This window comes from Microbacterium sp. LMI12-1-1.1, assembly GCF_040676455.1.
Taxonomy (GTDB): Bacteria; Actinomycetota; Actinomycetes; order Actinomycetales; family Microbacteriaceae; genus Microbacterium.
Genome location: NZ_JBEGIA010000012.1, coordinates 314414 through 335541 on the forward strand (window position 1 = coordinate 314414; position 21128 = coordinate 335541).

Consider the following 21128-nt stretch of genomic DNA (forward strand, 5'->3'; position numbering starts at 1 on the left):
AGGCTACGCGGGATGCCGCCTCTCGGCGCCGGGGTCGCGCGGCGGCCTCCCGCGGTCAGGGTGTGGCGGCGGGCACCGACGGCTCGTCGGCGTCCGCCCTCTCGGGCGGCCCGGCCGGGCGGATGGCGCGCCGGGCCGCGCGGTGCACCTCGGGCACCGCCAGCCGTCCTGCGCGGTCGTCGCCGGGAAGCGCGCGGGAGCGCCGGCCGTAGATGAGCTCGGACGAGTCCAGCAGCCAGGGCACGAGCGTGATCGAGACGCCGTGCACGAGCATGAGCTGCTGTGCGATGCGTCGCGCCCGCCGATTGTGCAGGAGCGACTCCCACCAGTGGCCGACGATGTACTGCGGCAGGTAGACGGTGATCACCGCCGATCCGTGCTGCTCGCGGTACTTCTTGACGAACTCGGCGATCGGGCTCGCGTAGGTGCGATACGGCGACTCGACGATCTTCAGCGGGATCGGCATGCGGTGCGCCCGCCATTCGGCTTCGAGGGCCGCCGCGTCCTCCTTCGTCACCGAGATGTGGACGGCGAACGTCTTGTCGTGCTTCGCGGCCAGCGCGTAGTCGACCGCCTTCACGACCGGCTTCTGCAGCTTGTTGACCAGGATCAGGGCGACATCGCCGGTCGAGCCGAAGTGGGTGCGGTCGTCCATGGCGATCTCGTGGTCGACGTCGCGGTAATAGCGGTGCACGCCGATCATGAGGAACGACAGGATCGGGATCGCGAGGAAGATCAGCCACGCGCCGTGCGTGAACTTCGTGATGGTCACGATGATGAGGACGGATGCCGTCATCGTGGCGCCGAGCGAGTTGATGAAGAGACCCTTGCGCAGCCCGAACAGCTCGGTGCGGACCGCCTTTCCGCTGCGCTCGTCGGCGGGGAGGCTGCGGATGGCTTTCAGGCCCCGCCGCCAGTGCCGGATCATGCCGATCTGGCCGAGCGTGAACGAGACGAAGACGCCGATGATGTACAGCTGGATCAGGTTGGTGAGGTTCGCCTGGTAGACGATGAGCACGCCGATGGCGACGAGACCCAGGATGATCATGCCGTTGGAGTACACCAGGCGGTCGCCCCGGGTGTTCAGGGCCTTCGGTGCATAGCCGTCGCGCGAGAGGACGGATCCCAGCAGGGGGAAGCCGTTGAACGCCGTGTTCGCGGCGAGCAGGAGGACGATCGCGGTCGCCGCCTGGATGACGAAGAACGGGACCGAGTTCATGCCGAACACCGCCGACGAGACCTGCGCCATGAGGCTCGGCTGCGGGTTCGAGCAGTCGAAGCCGATGAGGTCGCACGGGTTCTCTGCATAGTGCACGCCCGACACCAGGGCGATCGCGGTGAGGCCCGCGAAGAGCAGGATGGCGATCCCGCCCATGAGCGCGAGGGTGGTCTGCGCATTGCGCACCTTCGGCGTGCGGAACGCCGGCACGCCGTTCGAGACGGCCTCGACACCCGTCAGGGCCGAGCAGCCGCTCGAGAACGCCCGCAGCACGAGCAGGATGACCGCCGCCTGCGTGAGGTCCTGGGTCTCGACCGCGTAGTGGGCGCTCGAGGCCACGGGCGGGTTGCCCATCACGACCTGGAACAGCCCCACGACGATCATGACGCCGACCGACCCGATGAAGATGTACGTCGGGATCGCGAACGCGCGGGAGGCCTCGCGGACGCCCCGCAGGTTCATCACGACGATGAGGATGACGAAGCCCACTGCCAGCTCGACGCGGAACGGGTTGAGGCCCGGAAGCGCCGAGATGATGTTGTCGACGCCCGAGGCGACCGACACCGCCACGGTGAGGGCGTAGTCGACCGCGAGGGCGGAGGCCACGATCACGCCGGGGATCTCGCCGAGGTTCTTGCGGGCGACCTCGTAGTCGCCGCCGCCCGAAGGATAGGCCTTGATCAGCTGCCGGTAGCTGATCACGACGACGATCAGCAGCACCACGACCGCGGCCGCGATCCAGGGGGCGAACGCGAGGAACGCGAGGCCTCCGGTCAGCAGGATGAGCAGGAGCTCCTGAGGCGCGTATGCGACGGACGACAGCGCGTCGGAGGCGAAGATCGGCAGCGCCATCTTCTTGGGGAGCAGGTGCTCGTCGGTGTCGGTGGACGCCAGAGGGTCGCCCAGGATGAGGCGCTTCGCCTTCGGCGCCTCGTCCACCGACGGCTCGCGGCTTTCGTTCGTCACGGCGGGCCAGGTTACTCGTGAGGAGTTCGTGAGCACGCATCAGGACGGGCATCCTCACGAAATCCATGCAGCGGCCTCTCTGGGACACTCGAGGGGTGGAGGACCGGATCATCCTCGCCGTGCTCGCGATCACCCTCGGGGTGGTCGTCGGGGTGCTGGTGTTCGTGCCCTTCGTCGCGCTCAGCTTCCGCCGGCGCGGCGGCTTCGGCGTAGGACGGTTCCTGCTGTGGGGCGCGGCACTGGTCGCCGTGCTGGCGATCTGGACCTACACGCTGCTGCCGCTGCCCGACCCCGACGCGATCCGCTGCGCGGGCGTCAACGTCGATGTGACGGCGCTCGCGGCCGAGGTGCGGGGAGCTCTCGCCCGCAGGGGCGCCGCGGCGGCCACCGATCCCGCCGTCGCGCAGCTGCTGCTGAACGTGCTGCTGTTCGTGCCGCTGGGCTTCTTCATCCGCGTGCTCAGCGATCGCGGCGTCGGCACAGCCGTCGTCGTGGGCTTCGCGCTGTCGGCCTTCGTCGAGGTCACGCAGCTCACGGGCGTCTGGGGCCTCTATCCGTGCGCCTACCGGGTGTTCGACGTCGGCGATCTGCTCACCAACACCCTCGGCGCCGTCCTCGGCTCACTGCTCGCGCTGGCCGTGCCGCGCCGCCTGCGGGGATCGCCGCGACTGCCGGACGCCGGCGAGCCGCAGCCGGTCACGCGCGGCCGGCGTCTGCTCGGCATGGTGTGCGACGGGCTCGCCGCCTGGCTGCTCAGCCTGTCGGTCGTCGTGGTGGTGCAGCTGACGCTGTATCTGCTCGGCGCGGAAGCGGCCGTGCAGGACGGGTCGGCCGCGAGTCTGGTCGGCGGCGCGACGCCGATCGCGGTGTGGCTCGTCGTCACGCTCGCGACCGGAGGCACCGTGGGCGACCACGCGGTCCAGCTGCGCTTCGCGGGCGGGCCGCTGCCCGTCGGGCTCGCCCGCTTCCTCCGCTTCCTCGGCGGGATCGGCGGCTGGCTCGTGCTCATCGCCCTGCCGGGCGCGTGGACGTTCGTGGCCACCGTGTTCGCGGGCCTCTCGGTGGTGCTGGTGTTCACCACCGGCGGTCGCGGGCTGCCCGGCCTCGTCTCGGGTCAGCGTGTCGTCGACGCCCGCGAGCCCGAGGAGCCGGATGCCGGGCCGCCGGGCGCGGCATCCGCATCCGGTGTCTGAGGAACAGCCGGCAGGATCAGTCCGCGGGCGTGTCCAGGAACTCGCGCGCGGCGACCACGAGCGCCTCGACACCACGGCTGAGCGTCGGCTGGAGCACCGGTGCGAAGAACGGCGAGTGGTTCGTGGGGATGTCGCGCTCGACGGTCCCGGCGGCGAACGCCTCGGCGAACGCGACCGGGTCGGCGCCGCCCCAGAACCAGAACACCAGCGGCACGCCGGCCTCGCGCGCGAACCACGACACGTCCTCGCTGCCGGTGAACATGCCGGGGTCGATGACCGTTCCCTCGCCGAACGCGGCATCGAACGCGAGCACGAGGCGTGCGGTGGCGTGGACGTCGTTGATGGTCGGCGGGAGGGTGTGGTCGGTGACGATGACCGGAGGCTCCTCGGCACCCGACGCCTGCGCCTCGGCGCGCACGATGCGCTCGACCTTCTCGAGCACCCGGGCGCGGGCCTCGTCGTCGGGGTAGCGCAGGCTCAGCTCGAGCTTCGCCTCGGCCGGGATGATGTTGTTCTTCAGCCCCGCGTGGATCGAGCCGACGGTGACGACCGCGACGTCGCGCGGGTCGACCTCGCGCGAGACGATCGTCTGCAGCCGCATGACGGTGGCAGCTGCCATCACGACCGGGTCGATGGTCGCCTGGGGCCGCGAGCCGTGGCCGCCACGGCCCAGCAGGGTCACCGTCAGCCCGTCGGATGCCGCCATCTGCGTGCCGCTGCGCACGCCGATGGTTCCCGCGGGAAGCGGCGTGACGTGCTGGCCGAGCACGATGTCGGGCCTCGGGAACCGGTCGAGCACGCCGTCGGCGATCATCGCCTGCGAGCCGGCGCCGTACTCCTCGGCGGGCTGGAAGACGGCGACGATCGTGCCCGACCACTCGTCCTTCGTGGCGACCAGGCGCTCCAGTGCGCCGAGCAGCGCGGTGACGTGCATGTCGTGGCCGCAGGCGTGCATCACCGGCACGTCGTTGCCGGACGGGTCGGTGCCGCGCGCGGTGCTGGCGTACTCGAGGCCGGTCTGCTCGGGCACGGGGAGGGCGTCCATGTCGGCGCGCAGCCACACCACGGGGCCCTCGCCGTTGCGGATGACGGACGCGACGCCGGTCTTGCCGATGCCCTCCTCGAACTCGACGCCGAGCTCCGTGAGGTGCTGCGTGATCACCCCCGCCGTGCGGGTCTCCTGGAAGGACAGCTCCGGATGCCGGTGCAGATCGATGTAGAGCGCTTCGAGGTCGAGGGTCATGGGGTCGAGCCTATCCGCGGGCACGACGCGGGCACCGCCCGGGACGTCCCGGGACGTCCCTGGACGTCCCGCGGGAACCGCCGCAACCGCCGCACATCGCGCACAACCGTTCACTTGCGCTGAACGTACGCCGAGAGCGGGCTCGGGCGTACGTTCAGCGCAAGTGAACGAAGGAGATGGGCGTGAATCGGCGCGCAGCCAGGAGGGCGAGACGTCGGGGCCGGGGAGTAAGGCGTCAGGAGGGGAGGCGTCAGGAGGGGAGGCGTCAGGAGGGGAGGCGTCAGGAGGGGAGGCGTCAGGAGGGGAGGCGGGCGGTCGTGCCGCGCACGATGAGCTCGAACGGCAGCTCGCCCGGGCGGTGCGTCGGCGTCTCGGCATCCGTCGACTCGAGCGCCTCGAGGATCGCGTCGGCGGCGCGCTCGCCCTGCCCGAGGGGGAACTGGTCGACCGTCGTGAGGCGGAAGAACTCGCCGAGCTCGTGGCCGTCGATGCCGATCACCGACAGGTCCTCGGGCACGCGGTAGCCGAGTTCCCGCGCGGCCAGGAGCGCGCCGATCGCCATCTCGTCCGAGGCCGCGAAGATCGCCGTGGGCCGGCCGCCGGGCTTGCCGAGCAGCTGCTTGGCGGCGCGGAAGCCGCCCTCGATGGTGAAGTCGGCGGGCTCGAACAGCGACGGGCTGACGGTGATGCCGGCATCCGCCAGCGCCTGCTCGAAGCCCTGCCGGCGCTGCGTGGGGATGTGGAAGTCGATGTCGAACTCGGGGCTCGCGCCGATGTGCGCGATCGCGCGGTGTCCGAGGGCGAGCAGGTGCTCGGTGGCCAGGCGCGCGACCGCGACGTCGTCGACCGTCAGGGTGGTCAGGCGCGGGTTGGGTCCGCCGATGGCGATGACCGGCAGGTCGAGCGCGACGAGGCGCTCGGTCTCCTCCTCGCCGAGCTCCAGCGAGATCGCGATGACGCCGTCCACGCGCTGACGCCGGAGGAACGTGTCGAAGATGTCGTGGCGCTCGGCGCGATCGGCGGTGAGGCTGTACAGCGTGATGTCGTAGCCGCGGCGCATGAGCGCCGACGCGATGCCGCTCAGCACCGTCGAGAAGAACCAGCGGTCGAGGAAGGGCACCAGCACGCCGATGTTGCGCGTGCGTCCCGAGGCCAGGCTCGAGGCCGAGGCCGACACCACGTAGCCGAGGCTCTTGGCAGCTGCTTCGACCTTGGCCTTGGCCCCGGCCGAGACGTGGCCGCGTCCGCTCAGCGCGCGCGAGACGGTCGCCGTCGAGACGCCCGCCTGGCGGGCGACCTCGTCGATGCTGACCACGTCGTCACCTCTTCCTCGCGCTCACGGCGCTGCGTTCGCACTCCCGGCCCCGCGGAGCCGGGAGTCACGCCGGCTCAGTCGTTCGTCACCCAGACGGTCGTGTCGGCCGGGAGCTCCCCGCCTGCGACCGGACCGCTCGCCGCGATCACGATACCGCCCGGGAGCGCGATCGGCGTGGAACCGGTGTTCGCGACGACCGTGACATTCCCGTTGCGGAATGCGACGGCATCCGTTCCGTAGCCGTCGACCCACTCGAGCGAGCCGGCGCCCAGCGATCGCGCACGGCGCTCCGCGAGGAGGGTGCGGTACAGCTCGAGCGTGGATCCCTCGACGCCGGACTGCACGTCGCGCGCGAGCGTCGCCCACTCGGCCGGCTGCGGCAGCCACGACGCACCGCTCTCGTTGAAGCCGTAGGCAGGGGCATCCGCGTTCCACGGGATCGGCACGCGGCAGCCGTCGCGGCCGTACCGCTCGCCGTTCGTGCGGAACCAGGTCGGGTCCTGACGCGCGTCGCCCGGGATGTCGATGACCTCGGGCAGACCCAGCTCCTCGCCCTGGTACAGGTAGGCCGAGCCCGGGAGCGCGAGCATGAGCGTCGTGGCCGCGCGGGCGCGAGCGAGACCCACCTCGGGGATCGGCTGACCCGGCGACTCCGGGCCGATGCCGTGACCCTGGGGGTTCTCGGCGGTCAGCGCGAGGCGGGAGGCGTGGCGCACGACGTCATGGTTCGACAGCACCCAGGTGCTCGGCGCACCGACACCGGGGAACGCCTGCAGTGACACGTCGATGACCTCGCGGAGGTCCGCGGCGTTCCACTCGGTCTGCAGGTAGGGGAAGTTGAAGGCCTGGTGCATCTCGTCCGAGCGCACCCATTCGGCTGTGCGCGCGGCGGTCGGCAGCCACGCCTCTGCGGCGAGGGCGCGGTCGCCCTGGTAGTCCTCGAGGATCTTGCGCCAGTCGCGGTACACCTCGTGCACGGCATCCTGGCCCCAGTAGGGCACGTTCTCCTCTTCGCCGCCCATCGACCCGGCCTCCGGGTCGGGGATGTAGTCCGGCAGGCCCTCGGCCTTGACGAGGCCGTGCGCCACGTCGACGCGGAAGCCGTCGACGCCCCGGTCGAGCCAGAAGCGAAGGATGCGGCGGAACTCCTCGCGCACCTCCTCGTTCGACCAGTCGAAGTCGGGCTGCGACGAGTCGAAGAGGTGCAGGTACCACTGGCCGGGGCGGCCATCGGCCTCGACGACGCGCGTCCAAGCGGGGCCTCCGAAGACCGACTCCCAGTTGTTCGGGGGCAGTTCGCCGTGCGCGCCCTTCCCGTCGCGGAACATGTAGCGCCCGCGCTCGGGGCTGCCCGGCGCGGCGGCCAGCGCCCGCTGGAACCACTCGTGCTGGTCGGAGGAGTGGTTGGGGACGAGGTCGACGATGACACGGATGCCGCGGTCATGGGCACCGGCGAGCATCGCGTCGAAGTCGGCCAGCGTGCCGAACAGCGGGTCGACGTCGCAGTAGTCGCTGACGTCGTAGCCGGCGTCCTTCTGCGGCGACCGCTGGAACGGGCTCAGCCAGATCGCGTCGATGCCGAGGCTCTTCAGGTCGTCGAGGTGCGACGTGATGCCCGGCAGATCGCCGATGCCGTCGCCCGATGCGTCTGCGAAGGAGCGGGGGTAGATCTGATAGATGACGGCGGTGCGCCACCACTCGCCGCCGACGGGGGCGAGGAACGCGTCCGTGCGCTCAGCGGTCTCTGCGGAAGTCATCCGGCCAGTGTACTGCAAGCGCTTACAGTGTGACGTCGAGCCGGCCGGCGATCCTCAGCTGAGGAACAGGGCCGATGTGAGGGCCGAAACGCCGTGCTCGGCCCCTCATTCCGGCCCTGTTCCTCAGTTGAGGAACGACGCGGGCGCAGGATGCGGCGCGGTGGTGGCGAAGCGCGGAGGCGTCGCGGTGGTGGCGAAGGGGCGGAGGGCGGCGGGAGTCGGGCCCGGGCGTAGGGTGGGCGGGTGCTGTCCGAAGCCCTCACGCGCGCCGAGTCCCTGATCCGAACGATCCCCGATTACCCCGAGCCGGGGGTGCAGTTCCGCGACATCACCCCCCTGCTGGCGGATGCCCGGGCCCTGCGCACCGTCATCCACGCGATGATCGCGCCGTTCGAGGGCTCGTTCGACGTCGTCGCCGGCGTCGAAGCCCGCGGGTTCCTGCTCGCCGGTGCTGCCGCGATGGAGGCCGGAGCGGGCCTGGTGCCGATCCGCAAGGCCGGCAAGCTGCCGCTGCCCGCGGCATCCGTCACCTACGCGCTCGAGTACGGGACCGCGACGATCGAGGCGCACGACGACATCGCCGGGGGCAGCCGCGTGCTGCTGGTCGACGACGTGCTCGCCACGGGCGGCACCCTGGTCGCCGCGCACCAGCTCGTCGCCGAGCTCGGCGGCGTCGTCGTCGGCACGGCGGTGCTCATGGAGCTGACCGCGCTCGGCGGGCGCGAGGTCGTCGGCGACGTGCACACGGTCTTCACCGGCTGACCTGGTCACCGAGCCGGCGGTCTGCGCTGGTTGGGGGCGTTTCGTGTCGCTCGTTCCTCGCTCGCCCAACGACCGGAAGGCGCCGGGTGCGGGGCGTTTCGTCTCGCTCGTTCCTCGCTCGATCAACGACCGGAACTCCGGGTCCCAGGCGCCGGGTACGGGGCGTTTCGTGTCGCTCGTTGCTGGCTCGCTCAACGACCGGAAGGCGCTGGGCGCGGGGCGTTTCGTCTCGCTCGTTCCTCGCTCGCTCAACGACCGGAACGCCGACCCCGGTCGTTGAGCGAGGGAGCGCCAGCGACCGAGACGAAACGCGACGAGCCCGCCGACGAGCCCCGACGACTCAGACGAAGCCCGGGAGATCGAGCCACGCGCCGGGCGCGGCATCCACCCCGTCCCGGACGACCGTCCCTTCGATGAGTCCGTAGGGGCGGTCGGCGGCGTAGAAGACCTCGTTCGGGTTCTCGAGCCCGAACGGCGACAGGTCGTACGCGAAGTGATGCTTGTTCGGCATCGCGAAGCGCACCTCGGCGATCTCGGGCCGGGCCTCGATCGCGGCCTTGCCCATCGCGAACAGCGTCTGCTGAAGGGCGAGCGAGTGCACGGTGGCGAACGTCGACAGCAGCACGGCGAGGACGTCGGAGTAGAGGCCGTTGTAGTCGACACCCTCCTCGACCGCCTCGGGCAGGAAGCGCCACCGCCCCGTCACCGACGTCGCCATGATGCGGTCGGTCGCCTCGGGCAGGGTCGTGTACCGGTCGCGCGGGAACCCCGAGAACTCCGACCCGGTCGACTTCAGCACGGTGAGGTCCTTCACGCCGCCGGTGACGTGCGTCGCGCCGTCGAGCTTCTGCACGGTCGCCAGCCGCGTGCCGTGTCCCCGGCGCACGAAGGAGTGGTCGTGGGGCGCACCGTCGACGAGGATGCGCTCCCACTCGTACTGCTCGGCCTGCCAGAGGCCGCCCTCGATCCAGTCGAATGCCGCGACGAAGTGGTCGCCGAGTCTCAGCAGGTACTCCTCGGGTGAGGGGATGCCGTGCTCCTTCGCGAACGCGAACGCGGTGTTCTTCTGCGTGTCGGTGGCGACGATCATCGCGTTGTCGCCCTCGAGGAACGAGCTCGCGAGCGCCGCCCCCCGCAGCTGCGACGTGACGCTGAGGTCGACGATCTCGTGTCGCGGCGTGTCGCGGTAGATCCGCACGACGCGGTTCTCCGCCTTGCCGTACTTGTTGGCGCCGAGGCTCACCGAGACCATGACTAGCTCCCTCTGTAGGTCGAGTACGCGAACGGGCTGAGCAGCAGCGGCACGTGGTAGTGCCGATCGGTGTCTTCGACGGTGAAGGTCACGGTGACGAGCGGGTAGAACGAGGCGATGCCGCGGTCGGCGAACCACGCCCCGGTGCCGAAGGTGAGCGCGTACATGCCGGGCTCGAGACGCTCGGGGCCGAGGGCTGCTCGCCCGTCGGCGTCGGTGAACGCCTGGGCGACGCCCGCGGTGCCGCCGCCGGGCAGGTGCCGCGCGAGCGACACGACGACGTTCTGGGCGGGGGTTCCGCTCGAGGCGTCGAGGACATGGGTGGTCAGGTGGCTGCTCATGCGTTCATCCTTGCGTCACGGCCGCCTGCAGGCGCAGCAGCGCGATCTCGGCGAGCTGGCCGGCGGCTTCCCGAGCCTCGGCGTCGTCGTTGTTGCCGAGCCGCCGCTCGAGCTCGGCGAGCATCTCCTCGGGGGAGCGGCCGGCCGCGCGGATGAGGAAGACGCGACCGAATCGCGCCTCGTAGGCCGCGTTGCCGTCGGCGATCCGAGCCGCGACGTCGGCGGCGGCATCCGTCATCGAGGCCTGTTCGCGTCGGGATGCCACGGCCTCCGCGTTCTCTCCGGTCACCCGGGCGCCGATCCGGGGGTGCTGCGCGACCGCGGAGTCGAGGTCGGCGCGCGTCCACAGGGTGGCGAGCGCGGCGGCGCGCGCCACGAGCTCATCGACGGTGCCGTACGGGCGGCCGCCGACGAGGGTCTCGACCCAGGAGGGGATGCCCGCCCACACCGCCACGCTCTCGCGTGCGGCCGCGGCGTCGAGCGCGTTGAACTCGTCGATGTTCATCGGTATCCCCTCGGCCGCGGCGTCACTGCGGCGCACGGCCGACGCAGCTGCGCCCGCTCAGACATGGTCCACGACCGCGTGCACGAGGTCGGAGATCTCGCGCTTGTACTCGTTGAAGTCAGGGCTCGTGATGTCGCGCTCGGCGGGCAGGTCGATGCCGACGACGCGGCTGATGTGACCGGGCACGCCGTGCGAGGCGCCGCCGGTCATCACCACGACGCGGTCCGCCAGGAACACTGCCTCCTCGATGGAGTGCGTGACGAACACCACCGTGGTCTTCGTCTCGACGTGGATGCGCTTCAGCTCGGTCTGCAGATCCGACCGGGTGAGCGCGTCGAGGGCGCCGAACGGCTCGTCCATCAGCAGCACGGTGGGCTCGTTCGCGAGCACGCGGGCGATCGCGACGCGCTGCTGCATGCCGCCGGAGAGCTGGCCGGGGTACTTGTCGGCGAAGCGGGTGAGGCCGACGGTGCGGATGAAGCGCTCGGTGAGCTCTCGCACCCGTGCCCGGGGGACGCGGCGCCGGCGCGGACCGTACGCCACGTTCTCGTGGACCGTGAGCCAGGGGAACAGCCCGTAGTCCTGGAACACGACGCCCCGCTCGGGGCCGGGGGCGGTGATCGGCGCGCCGCCGACGGTCACCGTACCGCCGGTCGCGGGCTCGAAGCCGGCGAGGATGCGCAGCACGGTGCTCTTGCCGCAGCCCGAGGCGCCGACGATCGCGACGAACTCGCCGGAGGCGATGTGCAGGTCGACGTCGGCGACGGCCTGCACGCCCGCGCCCTCCGGGCCGTAGCGCTTGGAGAGCCCGCTGATGTCGACGTCGGCGGTGGTGGTGATGTCGCTCATGGCAGGTCCTGTCACTTGATCAGCGGGCGGCCGCGGGTGAACAGCTGGAAGGCGCCCATCAGGATGCGGTCGGAGAGGAACCCGGCGACGCCGACGACCATCATGCCGACCACGACCATGTCGGTGCGCACCACGTCGCGGGCGAGGATGATGTTCGCGCCGAGGCCGACATTCACGCCGACGCCCTCGCCGAGCACGAGCACGACCCACGAGATCCCCAGTCCCACGCGCATGCCGTTGACGACGGCCGGCGCGGAGGCCGGGACGACGACCTGGGCGAGGACCTCCCAGCGCCGGGCGCCCAGCATCCGTCCGGCTTCGATGAGGCGCGGCGGAACCTCTTTCGAGCCGCTGATCGCGCCCAGGACGATCGGGAAGAACGCCGACAGCGCGATGAGGAAGATCGTGGCCTGGTCGCCCCAGCCGATCAGGAGGCCGACGAGCGGCACCCAGGCGGTCGCGGGAATGGGGCGGAAGAGGTTGATGAACGGGTCGAAGAGCGCGTCCATCGTGTAGTAGCGGCCCATCAGGATGCCGAGGGGCACGGCGATCGCCGATGCGATGACGAATCCGACGAGCACGCGGAGCGAGGACGTGCCGAGGTTGATCCACAGGTCGCCCGAGAAGGCATCGTCATGGATGCCGCCGAACGCGTAGTCCCAGAGGGATGCGACGACGTCGGCCGGGGAGGGCAGGTAGCCCATCCGGATGCCGACGATGGGGATCTCCCACGCCTGCTCGCGGCCGACCTGCCAGACGACGAGGAACAGGATCGGCACGATGCTGCCGAGCAGCACGCGGTTCAGCGCGGAATGCCGGGCCAGGGGGCGCGGCCGACGGCGCGGCGGTGCTGCTGCCGAGGCGTCGGGGGCGAGGTCGGTCACGGTGGCCTGGGTCACGATGACCTCCTTTCGAACGGATGCCGGATGGGGCGGCGGGGCGGTGAGGCGGCGAGGGGTGCGAAGCGAAGGTGGTGGCGGCGCGGGGGGCTCGCCGCCACCACCCCGCGTCACGGGGCGAACGTCGTGTCGACGATGTCGCCGGCCGTGGGCGCGTCCGTGATGAGGCCGATGTCGGCCATCGCGGTCGCGAGCGCCTCGAGCTGGCCGACGTACTCGTCCGACAGATCGGAGCGCAGCCAGAAGTTCTCGAGGGCCGAGGTGAAGACATCCTCGTCGCCGCCGAACTCCTCGACCATGCCGGGGAGCCACTCGTCGATGTTGTCGGCCATGTACGCGGTCGTGGCGGCGTGAGTGTCGACGACCTTCTGCACGAGCTCGGGGTTCTCCTCGATCAGTGCGCCGGTGGTGATCAGGCCGATGTTGACCTTGCCGATCTCGGTCGAGTAGGGATCGACCACCTCGGTGCCGCCGTTCGCCTTCGCGATCGACACGCCGATCTCGACGCCCATGAAGGCGGCGATGTCACCGGCGCCGAAGGCCGCAGCCATCTCGGGCACGGGGATCACGGTGAGGGCGAAGTCCTCGGGGGTAAGGCCGGCATCCTCGATCAGCAGCCGCAGCGCGACCTCCTGCGCCGAGCCCTGGACGATGCCGATCTTCTCGCCCACGAGCTCCTCGAGCGAGGACTCGCCGTTGCCGATGAAGCCCGAGCCGCCGTCGGCGGCGCTGGCGACGACCGTGAGGTCGCGATCCTGCGAGATCGAGGCGATCGTGGGGGTGACGCCCGAGATGGCGAAGTCGATCGACCCCGAGACCAGGGCGTCCGACAGCGCCGGCGTCGTGTCGAGTGTGACGACCTCGAACTCGACGCCGTCGACCGCGTAGTCGTTGTAGAGGAAGGGCTGGTAGAAGTGCGGCTGGCCGCGGAGCGTGCCGATCTTGACCGTGACGGTCTCGTCGCCCGACGAATCGTCGCTCGCGGCGGAGGGGGAGCCGCTGCAGCCCGCGAGCGCGAGCGCGGCGGCGGTCGCGAGGGCGGCGACGGCGGTGAGGCGATGGGACAGAGGGCGCATGGGCGGGACTCCTGGATCGGGCTCCGGCGGCAGCGCGGAGCGGGTGGGGATGCTGTGTGGGACTGGCCTCATTCAAGGACGCCCGTTCACTCGCGGTGTGAAGTCCGTGTAACGAGTGCGTTAAGTCATCGCTTAACGCAGAGAGCGACCAGCCTGGGAGCTCGACCGGGCATCTCCGCAGGCGGCCGCGCGGCATACGATGTGGCGCACAGTCGAGTCAGGAGGCGTCGATGGGTGAGGTGCCCGCGCAGATAGGCCCGCGGCTGCGGACGCTCCGCGCCGCCACCGGGAGGTCGCTGTCGTCCGTCGCGCACGAGCTCGGGATCTCCTCGAGCGCGCTCTCGCAGATCGAGACGGGCGCGATGCAGCCCTCCGTCAACCGGCTGATCGAGCTCGTGGGGGTGCTCGGCGTGCCGGTATCGGCGATCTTCGACGACACCGGCGTCTTCGCACCGCGCGTCGACGCCGATCACCCCGACGTGACGGAGGCGCTCCCGGGGGTGCTCGTCGCGCACGCCGGCGACACCCATCCCGCGCAGCTCGACCAGGGCGTCACCTACCGCCGGCTCTCCCCGGCGCAGCTGCCGGGCGTCGACTGGTTCGAGTCCACGTATCCGCCGGGCTCGGCCTCCAGCGTGGACGGGGCCATGCTCGTGCACGCGGGCTACGAGAGCGGCCGGGTCGTCAGCGGCGAGCTGACGTTCGAGTTCGGCGACGGCTCCGTGCGGCTGGGGCCGGGAGGATCGCTCTCCTTCTCGGCGTCGCGTCCGCATCGGGTCGTGAACGACACCGCGGAGCCCGCGGTCGCCATCTGGCTCACCCTCACCGACGTGACGGCGCACGATGCCGGTGCGTCATAGCGGTGTTACACACGGGAAACCCGAGTGCGAGAGGTTAAGCGATAGCTTCACACCACGCGCCGGCCGAAGCACCGGCATCCACTTTCACCGACATCGTCTGGAGACCGTCATGACCGCTCCTGCCTGCTCGCCTCGCGGGACGACCGGCACGCGATGACGCCCGACCGCCTCGTGATCCGAGCCGGACGCGCCCTGATCGAGGGCTCGTTCCGACCGGCGGCGATCGTGGTCGAGGGCGGCCGCATCGCCGACGTGCTCGACGTCCGCGCGCGGGTGGCCGGCGCGAACGCCGCCCTCGTACCCGACGACGCCGTGCTGCTGCCCGGCCTGGTCGACTCCCACGTGCACGTGAACGAACCGGGGCGCACCGAGTGGGAGGGCTTCCGCTCGGCGACCCTCGCCGCGGCGGCCGGCGGCGTCACGACCATCGTCGACATGCCGCTGAACTCCATCCCGGCCACGACCACCACCGCCGCGCTGGCGGTGAAGAGGGCCGCGGCCGCGCCGTCGGCCTTCGTCGACGTCGGCTTCTGGGGCGGCGCGGTGCCCGAGAACCTCGGCACGCTCGACGCGCTGCACGACGCCGGCGTGCACGGCTTCAAGTGCTTCCTGTCGCCATCCGGAGTCGACGAGTTCGGCCACCTCGACCGCGTCCAGCTCGCGGCCGCGATGGAGGAGATCGCGGCGATCGGATCGCGGCTCATCGTGCACGCCGAGGATCCGGCCCTGCTGCACGACGCCGGGGCGCTCGGCCGTGGCTATGACGCGTTCCTCGCGAGCAGGCCGGCCGCGAGCGAGGCATCGGCGATCGGGGCCGTCATCGCAGAGGCCCGGCGCACGGGCGCCCGCGCGCACATCCTGCACCTCAGCGACGGGCACTCGCTCCCCGCGATCAGGGCCGCCAAGGCCGAGGGCGTCGCGCTCACCGTCGAGACGTGCCCGCACTACCTCACGATCGCCGCCGAGGAGATCCCCGACGGCGCGTCGGAGTTCAAGTGCTGCCCGCCCATCCGCGAGGCCGCCAACCGCGACCTGCTGTGGCAGGGGATCGTCGACGGCACCATCGACGCGATCGTGAGCGACCACTCGCCGTCCACCGTCGATCTCAAGCGCTCGGGCGGCGGCGACTTCGGCCTCGCCTGGGGCGGCATCGCGGGACTGCAGGTGGGACTGTCGGCGGTGTGGACCGAGGCGCGAGGTCGCGGCATCCCGCTCGAGGCGATCCTGCCGCTGTACACGACCGGTCCGGCGCGCGTGGCCGGGCTCGTCGGCGCCGGCGTCATCGAGGTGGGCGCGGTCGCGCACCTCACGGTGTTCGGCGTCGACGACCCCCTCGAGATCCGCGCCGAGGAGCTGCTGCACAGGAACCCGATCACCGCGTACGACCGACGCCGGCTCACCGGTCGCGTCCGCCGCACCTGGCTGCACGGCACCACGGTCTACGACGTGACCGAGGGTGGGGCGGGCGAGGCGCCGCACTTCCGCGGGGCGCCATCGGGCCGGCTCCTGTCGGCGCGCGAGGGGGTGCGCGCGTGAACCGCCGCGACGAAGCGCCCGGCAGGGGATTCGCGGGGCGCATCCACGACGAGCTCCCGACGCTCCAGCCGGACACCGGCGACATCCCCGGCGACCACTACCTCCGGTCGACGCCGGCGACGGTGATGTGGGGCCGGCTTCCGTGCCGCACGGATGCCGCCGTCCTCACGATCGCGCCGGGAGACACCGTGACGGTCGACACCGTGAGCCACGAGGGGATCCTCGAGGACCAGGGCAAGGACCCTGCGGCGTTCTTCGCGTCGCACGGGGTGGCCGAGGGATCCGTTCTGGAAGACGCCATCGAGATCGCGGGAGCGCTGGCCCGCGACCCGCTCGCCGACGGACCGCACGTCGCGACCGGGCCCATCCGCGTCGAGGGCGCACTGCCGGGCGACCTGCTCAAGATCACGGTCGAGCGCCTCGATCCGCGCGTGCCGTACGGCGTCATCTCGAACCGTCACGGCAAGGGCGCTCTGCCGGGCGAGCTGCCGCGCGGCGAGCACAGCGTGAGCGTGTTCACCCCGATCGAACGGCGCGGCGACCGATGGGTGGGCGTGCTGCCCGTGGTCGAGGGCGGAGAGCGCGTCGTCGAGTTCCCCCTGGCGCCGTTCCTCGGCACGATGGGCGTCGCGGTCGACGCCGACGAGCGGCCCCATTCGGTGCCGCCCGGCACCCACGGCGGCAACATCGACATCAAGCTGCTCGTCGAGGGCGCGGTGCTCTACCTGCCGGTGCAGGTGGAGGGGGCGCTCGCCTACGTCGGCGACCCCCATTTCGCGCAGGGCGACGGAGAGGTCGCCCTCACCGCGCTCGAGGCATCGCTGCGGGCCACGCTGCGCTTCGACGTGGTGCCGCGCGCCGAGGCGCTCGCCGCGTTCGGCGAGGTCGCCGGTCCGCTCGTTCGGACCGAGGAGTACCTGGTGCCCACCGGCATGGACCGCGACCTCGGCGTCGCGATGCGCAACTGCGTGCGCGCCGCGCTGTCGCTGCTGCAGGCGCGGTACGGCATGGACGAGCACCTGGCCTACGCGTACCTGTCGGCGGCGACCGACTTCGACATCTCGCAGGTCGTCGACATCGTGTGCGGGGTGCACGCGCGGATCCGCGAGGCGGACTTCGCCGCGATCGCCGTCCGGCCGCCGGCCGCGGATCCCGGCACCGAGGCGGTGACCCATGACTGAGCCGGCGCGACCCGCCGTGATCCCCGGAGCTGAGGCGGTGCCGCTCGATCTGCGCGCGGCGTTCGAGCGGTACGAGGCGGCGATCGTCGCCGACGACGTGGCTGTGCTCGACGAGACGTTCGCTCCGGGCCCGGACACCCTGCGCGGCGACGCGGCGGGTCTGCTCGTCGGGCACGACGCGATCTCGGCGTTCCGCGGCACGCGGGGCGGTGTCGCGCCGCGCACGATCGAGCGCATCGAGCATCGGGCGCTGGGGACGGATGCTGCGCTCCTGGTCTCGGTGTCGCGCTACGCCGGCGGGGGCACGGGGCTGCAGACGCAGCTGTGGCAGCGCATCGACGGAGAGTGGCGCATCACCGCCGCGCACGTCAGTCCGCGCGCGCAGCCGCTGGACCGGACGGTGTGGCGCACGGTCGGCGATCCGCTGTGGCAGGGCGCGTGGGAGGGCCCGCTCGCCGGCCTCACGGCGGCGGTCAAGGACCTGTTCGCGATCAAGGGCTATCGCATCGGGGCGGGCAATCCGACGTTCCTCGACTCCGCGCGCGTCGAGACCACGACCGCGCCTGCCGTGAGCGACCTGCTCCGGGGCGGGGCATCCCTTCGCGGCATCGCGCGCACCGACGAGTTCGCCTACTCGATCGCCGGCGACAACGTCCACTACGGCACGCCGGCCAACGCCGCCGTCCCGGGCGCCCTGCCCGGCGGCTCGTCGAGCGGGCCCGCGACCGCCGTCGCGACCGGCCAGGCCGACATCGGCCTGGCGACCGACACCGCCGGTTCGGTGCGGGTACCCGCCTCGTACCAGGGGCTGTGGGGGCTGCGCACCACGCACGGCCTCGTCCCACGCCAGGGACTGCTGCCGCTCGCGCAGTCGTTCGACACCGTCGGCTGGCTCACACGTGACGGCGACACCCTCCAGCGCGTCGTCGACTGGTGCCTGAGCTTCGACGGGTCGGAGTCGACCGAGAGCGTCTTCGGAGCCTCGGATTCCGACCTGCCGTGGCGCTTCGCCGTGCCCGACGAGGCGCTCGCCGCGGTCGATCCCGCCACGGGCGCCGCCTTCGACGCACTGCTCGTGCGGCTCGCCGCGTCGTCCGAGCCGCCGGTGCTCTGGCGCACGCCGATCGGCGATCTCGACGAGTACCTCGAGCCGTTCCGCACCGTCCAGGCCGCCGAGGCCTGGCGCAACAACGGTCCCTGGCTGCGTGAGCATCCCGCAGCGGTGGGCCCGGCCGTCGCCGAGCGCCTGCGCGTCGCTGCCGCGGTCACCGCCGAGGACGAGGCATCCGCCCGCCGACGACTCGAGCCGCTCCACGAGCGCATGCGCGAACTGGTGCGCGGCGCGGTCCTGATCCTGCCCACGGTGCCGGGGCCGGCGCCCGCGCGGGGACGAAGCGGCGCCGAGGTCGACCGCGTGCGCGTCGCCACGCTGCGGATGACCACGCCCGCGGCGGTCGGAGGCCTTCCCGCCGTGTCGGTGCCCCTGCTCACGGTGCCCTCGCCCCTCGGCCCCGCGCCCGTCGGGGTCAGCCTCGTCTCGCGTGAGGGCACCGACATCGCGCTCGTGCGCCTCGCCCGTCGCCTCGCCGCGACCGTCTCCCACCCTGGAGCGACACCATGATCCCCGGTCCGATCGACCCGCCCCCGCGCCTGCTGATGGGCCCCGGGCCCATCTCGGCGTACCCGAGCGTGCTGCGCGCCATGTCGGCGCCGCTCGTCGGGCAGTACGACCCGTTCATGACGACGACGATGACCGAGACGCAGGAGCTGTACCGCGGCGTGTGGGGCACGCGCAACGAGGCGACGCTCCTGGTCGACGGCACGAGCCGCGCCGGCATCGAGGCCGCGATCGTGTCGCTCGTGCGACCGGGCGACCGCGTGCTCGTGCCGGTGTTCGGCAGGTTCGGGCATCTGCTGGCTGAGATCGCCGAGCGGGCGATGGCCGAGGTGCACACGATCGAGACGGCGTGGGGGCAGGTGTTCCCGGCATCCGTCATCGAAGAGGCGATCGTGCGCGTCAAGCCGGCCCTCCTCGCCCTCGTGCAGGGCGACACGTCGACGACGATGAACCAGCCGCTCGACGAGATCGGCGCGATCTGCGCGCGCCACGGGGTGCTGTTCTACAGCGACGCGACGGCTTCGCTCGGCGGCAACGCCTTCCAGACGGACGAGTGGGGGCTGGATGCCGCGACCGCCGGTCTGCAGAAGTGCCTGGGCGGCCCGTCGGGCTCGGCGCCGATCACGCTGTCGGAGCGCGCGGTCGAGGTGATCCGCTCCCGCGGGCGCGTCGAGGCCGGGATCCGGGAGGAGGGCGACCCCGATGCCGCCGATTTCGTGCGCTCGAACTACTTCGACCTCGGCATGATCCTCGACTACTGGGGACCGCGGCGCCTCAACCACCACACCGAGGCGACCTCCATGCTCTACGCCGCGCGCGAATGCGCCCGGGCGCTGCTGCTCGAGGGGCGCGACGCCGTCATCGAGCGGCACCGTGTCGCGGGGGCGGCGATGCTGGCCGGCGTGCAGGGGCTCGGCCTCGCGGTGTTCGGCGACGTCGCGCACAAGATGAACAACGTGGTGGCGGTCGAGATCCCGGCCGGCGTGCCGGGCGACGCCGCGCGGTCCGCGCTGCTGCAGGACTTCGGCATCGAGATCGGCACGTCGTTCGGTCCGCTCCACGGCCGGGTGTGGCGCATCGGCACGATGGGCTACAACGCCCGCGAGGACGCCGTGCTCACCACCCTCGCCGCGCTCGAGGCGGTGCTGCGCCGGTACGGCGCGGCGGTGCCCACGGGCGGCGGGACGGATGCCGCGGCCGACGTCCATCGAGCAGCACGGGCATGACCGCTCGCCTCGCCGGAATCGAGCGCGATCGCATCGCGGCTGCCGCCCGCCGGGTGATGGCGCGGTGCGACGAGCTCGCACGGGTGTCGGCCACCACGGGGTCGATCGAGCGCGTCTACCTCTCGCCCGAGCACGCCCGCGTGAACCGCCTCGCCGCGGAGTGGATGCGCGAGGCCGGCCTGACGACCCGGCAGGACGCCGCCGGCAACCAGGTGGGGCGCATCGACCCGATGCGGCCGACCGGGCCCGATCCCGACGCGCCGGCGCTCATGCTCGGCTCGCACCTCGACACCGTTCCCGACGCCGGCCGGTTCGACGGGATCGCCGGCGTGCTGATGGCCCTCGAGGTGGTGCGCCTGCTCCGCGCGCCGCACACCGCGGGCACGGCATCCGGGATCGCGCTCCCCTTCGCGCTGGAGGTCGTCGCGTTCTCGGACGAGGAGGGCACGCGCTTCGGCAAGGCGCTGCTGGGCTCGTCCGCCGTCGCCGGGCGCTGGGACCCCGACTGGTGGAACTTGACGGATGCCGACGGCACGACGCTGCGGGAGGCGTTCCTGGAGTTCGGGCTCGACCCCGGACGCGTCGGCGAGGCCGCCCGGCACCCCGCCGAGCTGGTGGGGTATCTCGAGGCGCACATCGAGCAGGGCCCCGAGCTCGACCGACGGGGCGAGTCGCTGGCGGTGGTGTCGTCGATCGCCTCTGCGCGACGCTTCCAGCTCGTGGTCGAGGGCGAGTCCCGGCACGCCGGCGGCACGCCGTACGACATGCGCCGCGACGCGCTGCTCGGAGCATCCGAGGCGGCGCTCGCCGTCGAGCGGATCTGCCGCGCCGAGCATCACATCATCGGCACCGTCGGGCAGTTCGAGGCGTATCCGGGGGCCGTGAACGTGGTGCCGGGCGAGGCGCACCTGTCCCTCGACCTGCGCGGCGAGTTCGACGGGTCGCGGGACCGCGTGTGGCTCGAGATCGAGAGGGAGCTGGACGCGATCATGGGCCGGCGTGGTCTGCGGTGGGCGGCGCGGGAGGTGCACTCGGCGCCTGCTGTCTTCTGCGATCCGCTCCTGCAGGACGTGGTGCGCGAAGGCATCGCGTCGACGCTGCCGGCGGATGCGGACGACCCCGCCGTGATCTTCAGTCGCGCCGGTCACGACGCCATGGCGATCGGCGCGATCACCGGGGTGGGCATGCTGTTCCTGCGCAACCCTGACGGCATCAGCCATCACCCCGACGAGTCGGTGTCGGCCGGTGACGTCGCGCGCGGCATCCAGGCGCTCGCCGAGGCGGTGCTGCAGCTCGCCGCCGACCGCTGACTCGACGGACGTGCTCCGGC

Annotated in this window: 18 protein-coding genes; 8 read left to right on the top strand and 10 right to left on the bottom strand. The window is 71.9% G+C overall.

The window, feature by feature from the left end; genetic code table 11:
- Positions 1–55: 55 nt before the first annotated feature.
- A complete protein-coding gene (locus MRBLMI12_RS10120) occupies positions 56–2071 on the bottom strand; it encodes an APC family permease (RefSeq protein WP_363357037.1) in 2016 nt (671 codons plus the stop codon).
- Between the two features lie 209 nt (positions 2072–2280).
- On the opposite strand from MRBLMI12_RS10120, the gene MRBLMI12_RS10125 reads away from it, so the two are divergent.
- Complete coding sequence (locus MRBLMI12_RS10125; RefSeq protein WP_363356264.1) at positions 2281–3378, top strand: VanZ family protein; 1098 nt, start codon at positions 2281–2283, stop codon at positions 3376–3378.
- A gap of 16 nt (positions 3379–3394) precedes the next feature.
- Here the strand turns inward: MRBLMI12_RS10125 and MRBLMI12_RS10130 are convergent, their stop codons facing one another.
- The 3 genes from MRBLMI12_RS10130 to MRBLMI12_RS10140 form a co-directional block, all read right to left on the bottom strand.
- Positions 3395–4621 (bottom strand): amidohydrolase, encoded by a 1227-nt coding sequence (locus MRBLMI12_RS10130; RefSeq protein ID WP_363356266.1) that lies wholly within the window; start codon positions 4619–4621, stop codon positions 3395–3397.
- 295 nt (positions 4622–4916) lie between these two features.
- A complete protein-coding gene (locus MRBLMI12_RS10135; protein ID WP_349425812.1) occupies positions 4917–5936 on the bottom strand; it encodes a LacI family DNA-binding transcriptional regulator in 1020 nt (339 codons plus the stop codon).
- Between the two features lie 74 nt (positions 5937–6010).
- Entirely contained in the window at positions 6011–7693 is a 1683-nt protein-coding gene (locus MRBLMI12_RS10140) for an alpha-amylase family glycosyl hydrolase (protein WP_363356268.1), read from the bottom strand.
- A 243-nt stretch (positions 7694–7936) separates the two neighbouring features.
- On the opposite strand from MRBLMI12_RS10140, the gene MRBLMI12_RS10145 reads away from it, so the two are divergent.
- Entirely contained in the window at positions 7937–8455 is a 519-nt protein-coding gene (locus MRBLMI12_RS10145; protein WP_363356270.1) for an adenine phosphoribosyltransferase, read from the top strand.
- Between the two features lie 340 nt (positions 8456–8795).
- Here the strand turns inward: MRBLMI12_RS10145 and pucL are convergent, their stop codons facing one another.
- The 6 genes from pucL to MRBLMI12_RS10175 all read right to left on the bottom strand — a co-directional run bounded on the left by pucL (position 8796) and on the right by MRBLMI12_RS10175 (position 13377).
- Entirely contained in the window at positions 8796–9707 is a 912-nt protein-coding gene (gene pucL / locus MRBLMI12_RS10150) for a factor-independent urate hydroxylase (RefSeq protein WP_363356272.1), read from the bottom strand.
- 2 nt (positions 9708–9709) lie between these two features.
- Positions 9710–10048 (bottom strand): hydroxyisourate hydrolase, encoded by a 339-nt coding sequence (uraH, locus tag MRBLMI12_RS10155; RefSeq protein ID WP_363356274.1) that lies wholly within the window; start codon positions 10046–10048, stop codon positions 9710–9712.
- Positions 10049–10052: 4 nt separating this feature from the next.
- Complete coding sequence (gene uraD / locus MRBLMI12_RS10160) at positions 10053–10553, bottom strand: 2-oxo-4-hydroxy-4-carboxy-5-ureidoimidazoline decarboxylase (protein WP_363356277.1); 501 nt, start codon at positions 10551–10553, stop codon at positions 10053–10055.
- 57 nt (positions 10554–10610) lie between these two features.
- Positions 10611–11402: an ABC transporter ATP-binding protein gene (locus tag MRBLMI12_RS10165; protein WP_363356279.1), complete on the bottom strand. Its 792-nt coding sequence runs from the start codon at positions 11400–11402 to the stop codon at positions 10611–10613.
- 11 nt (positions 11403–11413) lie between these two features.
- On the bottom strand, positions 11414–12301 hold the full coding sequence (locus MRBLMI12_RS10170; protein WP_363356281.1) for an ABC transporter permease: 888 nt from the start codon (positions 12299–12301) through the stop codon (positions 11414–11416).
- Between the two features lie 110 nt (positions 12302–12411).
- Positions 12412–13377, bottom strand: coding sequence for an ABC transporter substrate-binding protein (locus MRBLMI12_RS10175; RefSeq protein WP_363356283.1), 966 nt, complete (start codon positions 13375–13377; stop codon positions 12412–12414).
- 230 nt (positions 13378–13607) lie between these two features.
- On the opposite strand from MRBLMI12_RS10175, the gene MRBLMI12_RS10180 reads away from it, so the two are divergent.
- The 6 genes from MRBLMI12_RS10180 (at position 13608) to MRBLMI12_RS10205 (ending at position 21108) form a co-directional block, all read left to right on the top strand.
- Positions 13608–14237 carry a helix-turn-helix domain-containing protein gene (locus MRBLMI12_RS10180; protein WP_363356285.1) on the top strand — a complete coding sequence of 210 codons (630 nt, stop codon included), beginning with the start codon at positions 13608–13610 and terminating at the stop codon, positions 14235–14237.
- A 153-nt stretch (positions 14238–14390) separates the two neighbouring features.
- Positions 14391–15773, top strand: a complete 1383-nt coding sequence (gene allB, locus MRBLMI12_RS10185; protein ID WP_363356287.1) for an allantoinase AllB — start codon at positions 14391–14393, stop codon at positions 15771–15773.
- A gap of 41 nt (positions 15774–15814) precedes the next feature.
- Complete coding sequence (locus MRBLMI12_RS10190; RefSeq protein WP_363357038.1) at positions 15815–16954, top strand: acetamidase/formamidase family protein; 1140 nt, start codon at positions 15815–15817, stop codon at positions 16952–16954.
- Positions 16947–18575: an AtzH-like domain-containing protein gene (locus MRBLMI12_RS10195; protein WP_363356289.1), complete on the top strand. Its 1629-nt coding sequence runs from the start codon at positions 16947–16949 to the stop codon at positions 18573–18575. The genes MRBLMI12_RS10190 and MRBLMI12_RS10195 overlap by 8 nt, the downstream gene beginning before the upstream one ends.
- Positions 18572–19798, top strand: a complete 1227-nt coding sequence (locus MRBLMI12_RS10200; RefSeq protein ID WP_363356291.1) for a pyridoxal-phosphate-dependent aminotransferase family protein — start codon at positions 18572–18574, stop codon at positions 19796–19798. The genes MRBLMI12_RS10195 and MRBLMI12_RS10200 overlap by 4 nt, the downstream gene beginning before the upstream one ends.
- The gene (locus tag MRBLMI12_RS10205; RefSeq protein ID WP_363356293.1) at positions 19795–21108 is read left to right on the top strand and encodes an allantoate amidohydrolase; all 1314 of its coding nucleotides are present in this window, start codon (positions 19795–19797) and stop codon (positions 21106–21108) included. Before MRBLMI12_RS10200 ends, MRBLMI12_RS10205 begins: the two co-directional genes overlap by 4 nt.
- Positions 21109–21128: the final 20 nt, after the last annotated feature.

Coding starts and splice junctions, on each gene's coding strand:
- MRBLMI12_RS10165 (WP_363356279.1), bottom strand. CDS start 11,402: ATGAGCGACATCACCACCACCGCCGACGTCGACATCAGCGGGCTCTCC.
- MRBLMI12_RS10195 (WP_363356289.1), top strand. CDS start 16,947: ATGACTGAGCCGGCGCGACCCGCCGTGATCCCCGGAGCTGAGGCGGTG.
- MRBLMI12_RS10120 (WP_363357037.1), bottom strand. CDS start 2,071: ATGGCGCTGCCGATCTTCGCCTCCGACGCGCTGTCGTCCGTCGCATAC.
- MRBLMI12_RS10175 (WP_363356283.1), bottom strand. CDS start 13,377: ATGCGCCCTCTGTCCCATCGCCTCACCGCCGTCGCCGCCCTCGCGACC.
- MRBLMI12_RS10205 (WP_363356293.1), top strand. CDS start 19,795: ATGACCGCTCGCCTCGCCGGAATCGAGCGCGATCGCATCGCGGCTGCC.
- uraH (WP_363356274.1), bottom strand. CDS start 10,048: ATGAGCAGCCACCTGACCACCCATGTCCTCGACGCCTCGAGCGGAACC.
- MRBLMI12_RS10180 (WP_363356285.1), top strand. CDS start 13,608: ATGGGTGAGGTGCCCGCGCAGATAGGCCCGCGGCTGCGGACGCTCCGC.
- MRBLMI12_RS10200 (WP_363356291.1), top strand. CDS start 18,572: ATGATCCCCGGTCCGATCGACCCGCCCCCGCGCCTGCTGATGGGCCCC.
- pucL (WP_363356272.1), bottom strand. CDS start 9,707: ATGGTCTCGGTGAGCCTCGGCGCCAACAAGTACGGCAAGGCGGAGAAC.
- allB (WP_363356287.1), top strand. CDS start 14,391: ATGACGCCCGACCGCCTCGTGATCCGAGCCGGACGCGCCCTGATCGAG.
- MRBLMI12_RS10130 (WP_363356266.1), bottom strand. CDS start 4,621: ATGACCCTCGACCTCGAAGCGCTCTACATCGATCTGCACCGGCATCCG.
- MRBLMI12_RS10140 (WP_363356268.1), bottom strand. CDS start 7,693: ATGACTTCCGCAGAGACCGCTGAGCGCACGGACGCGTTCCTCGCCCCC.
- uraD (WP_363356277.1), bottom strand. CDS start 10,553: ATGAACATCGACGAGTTCAACGCGCTCGACGCCGCGGCCGCACGCGAG.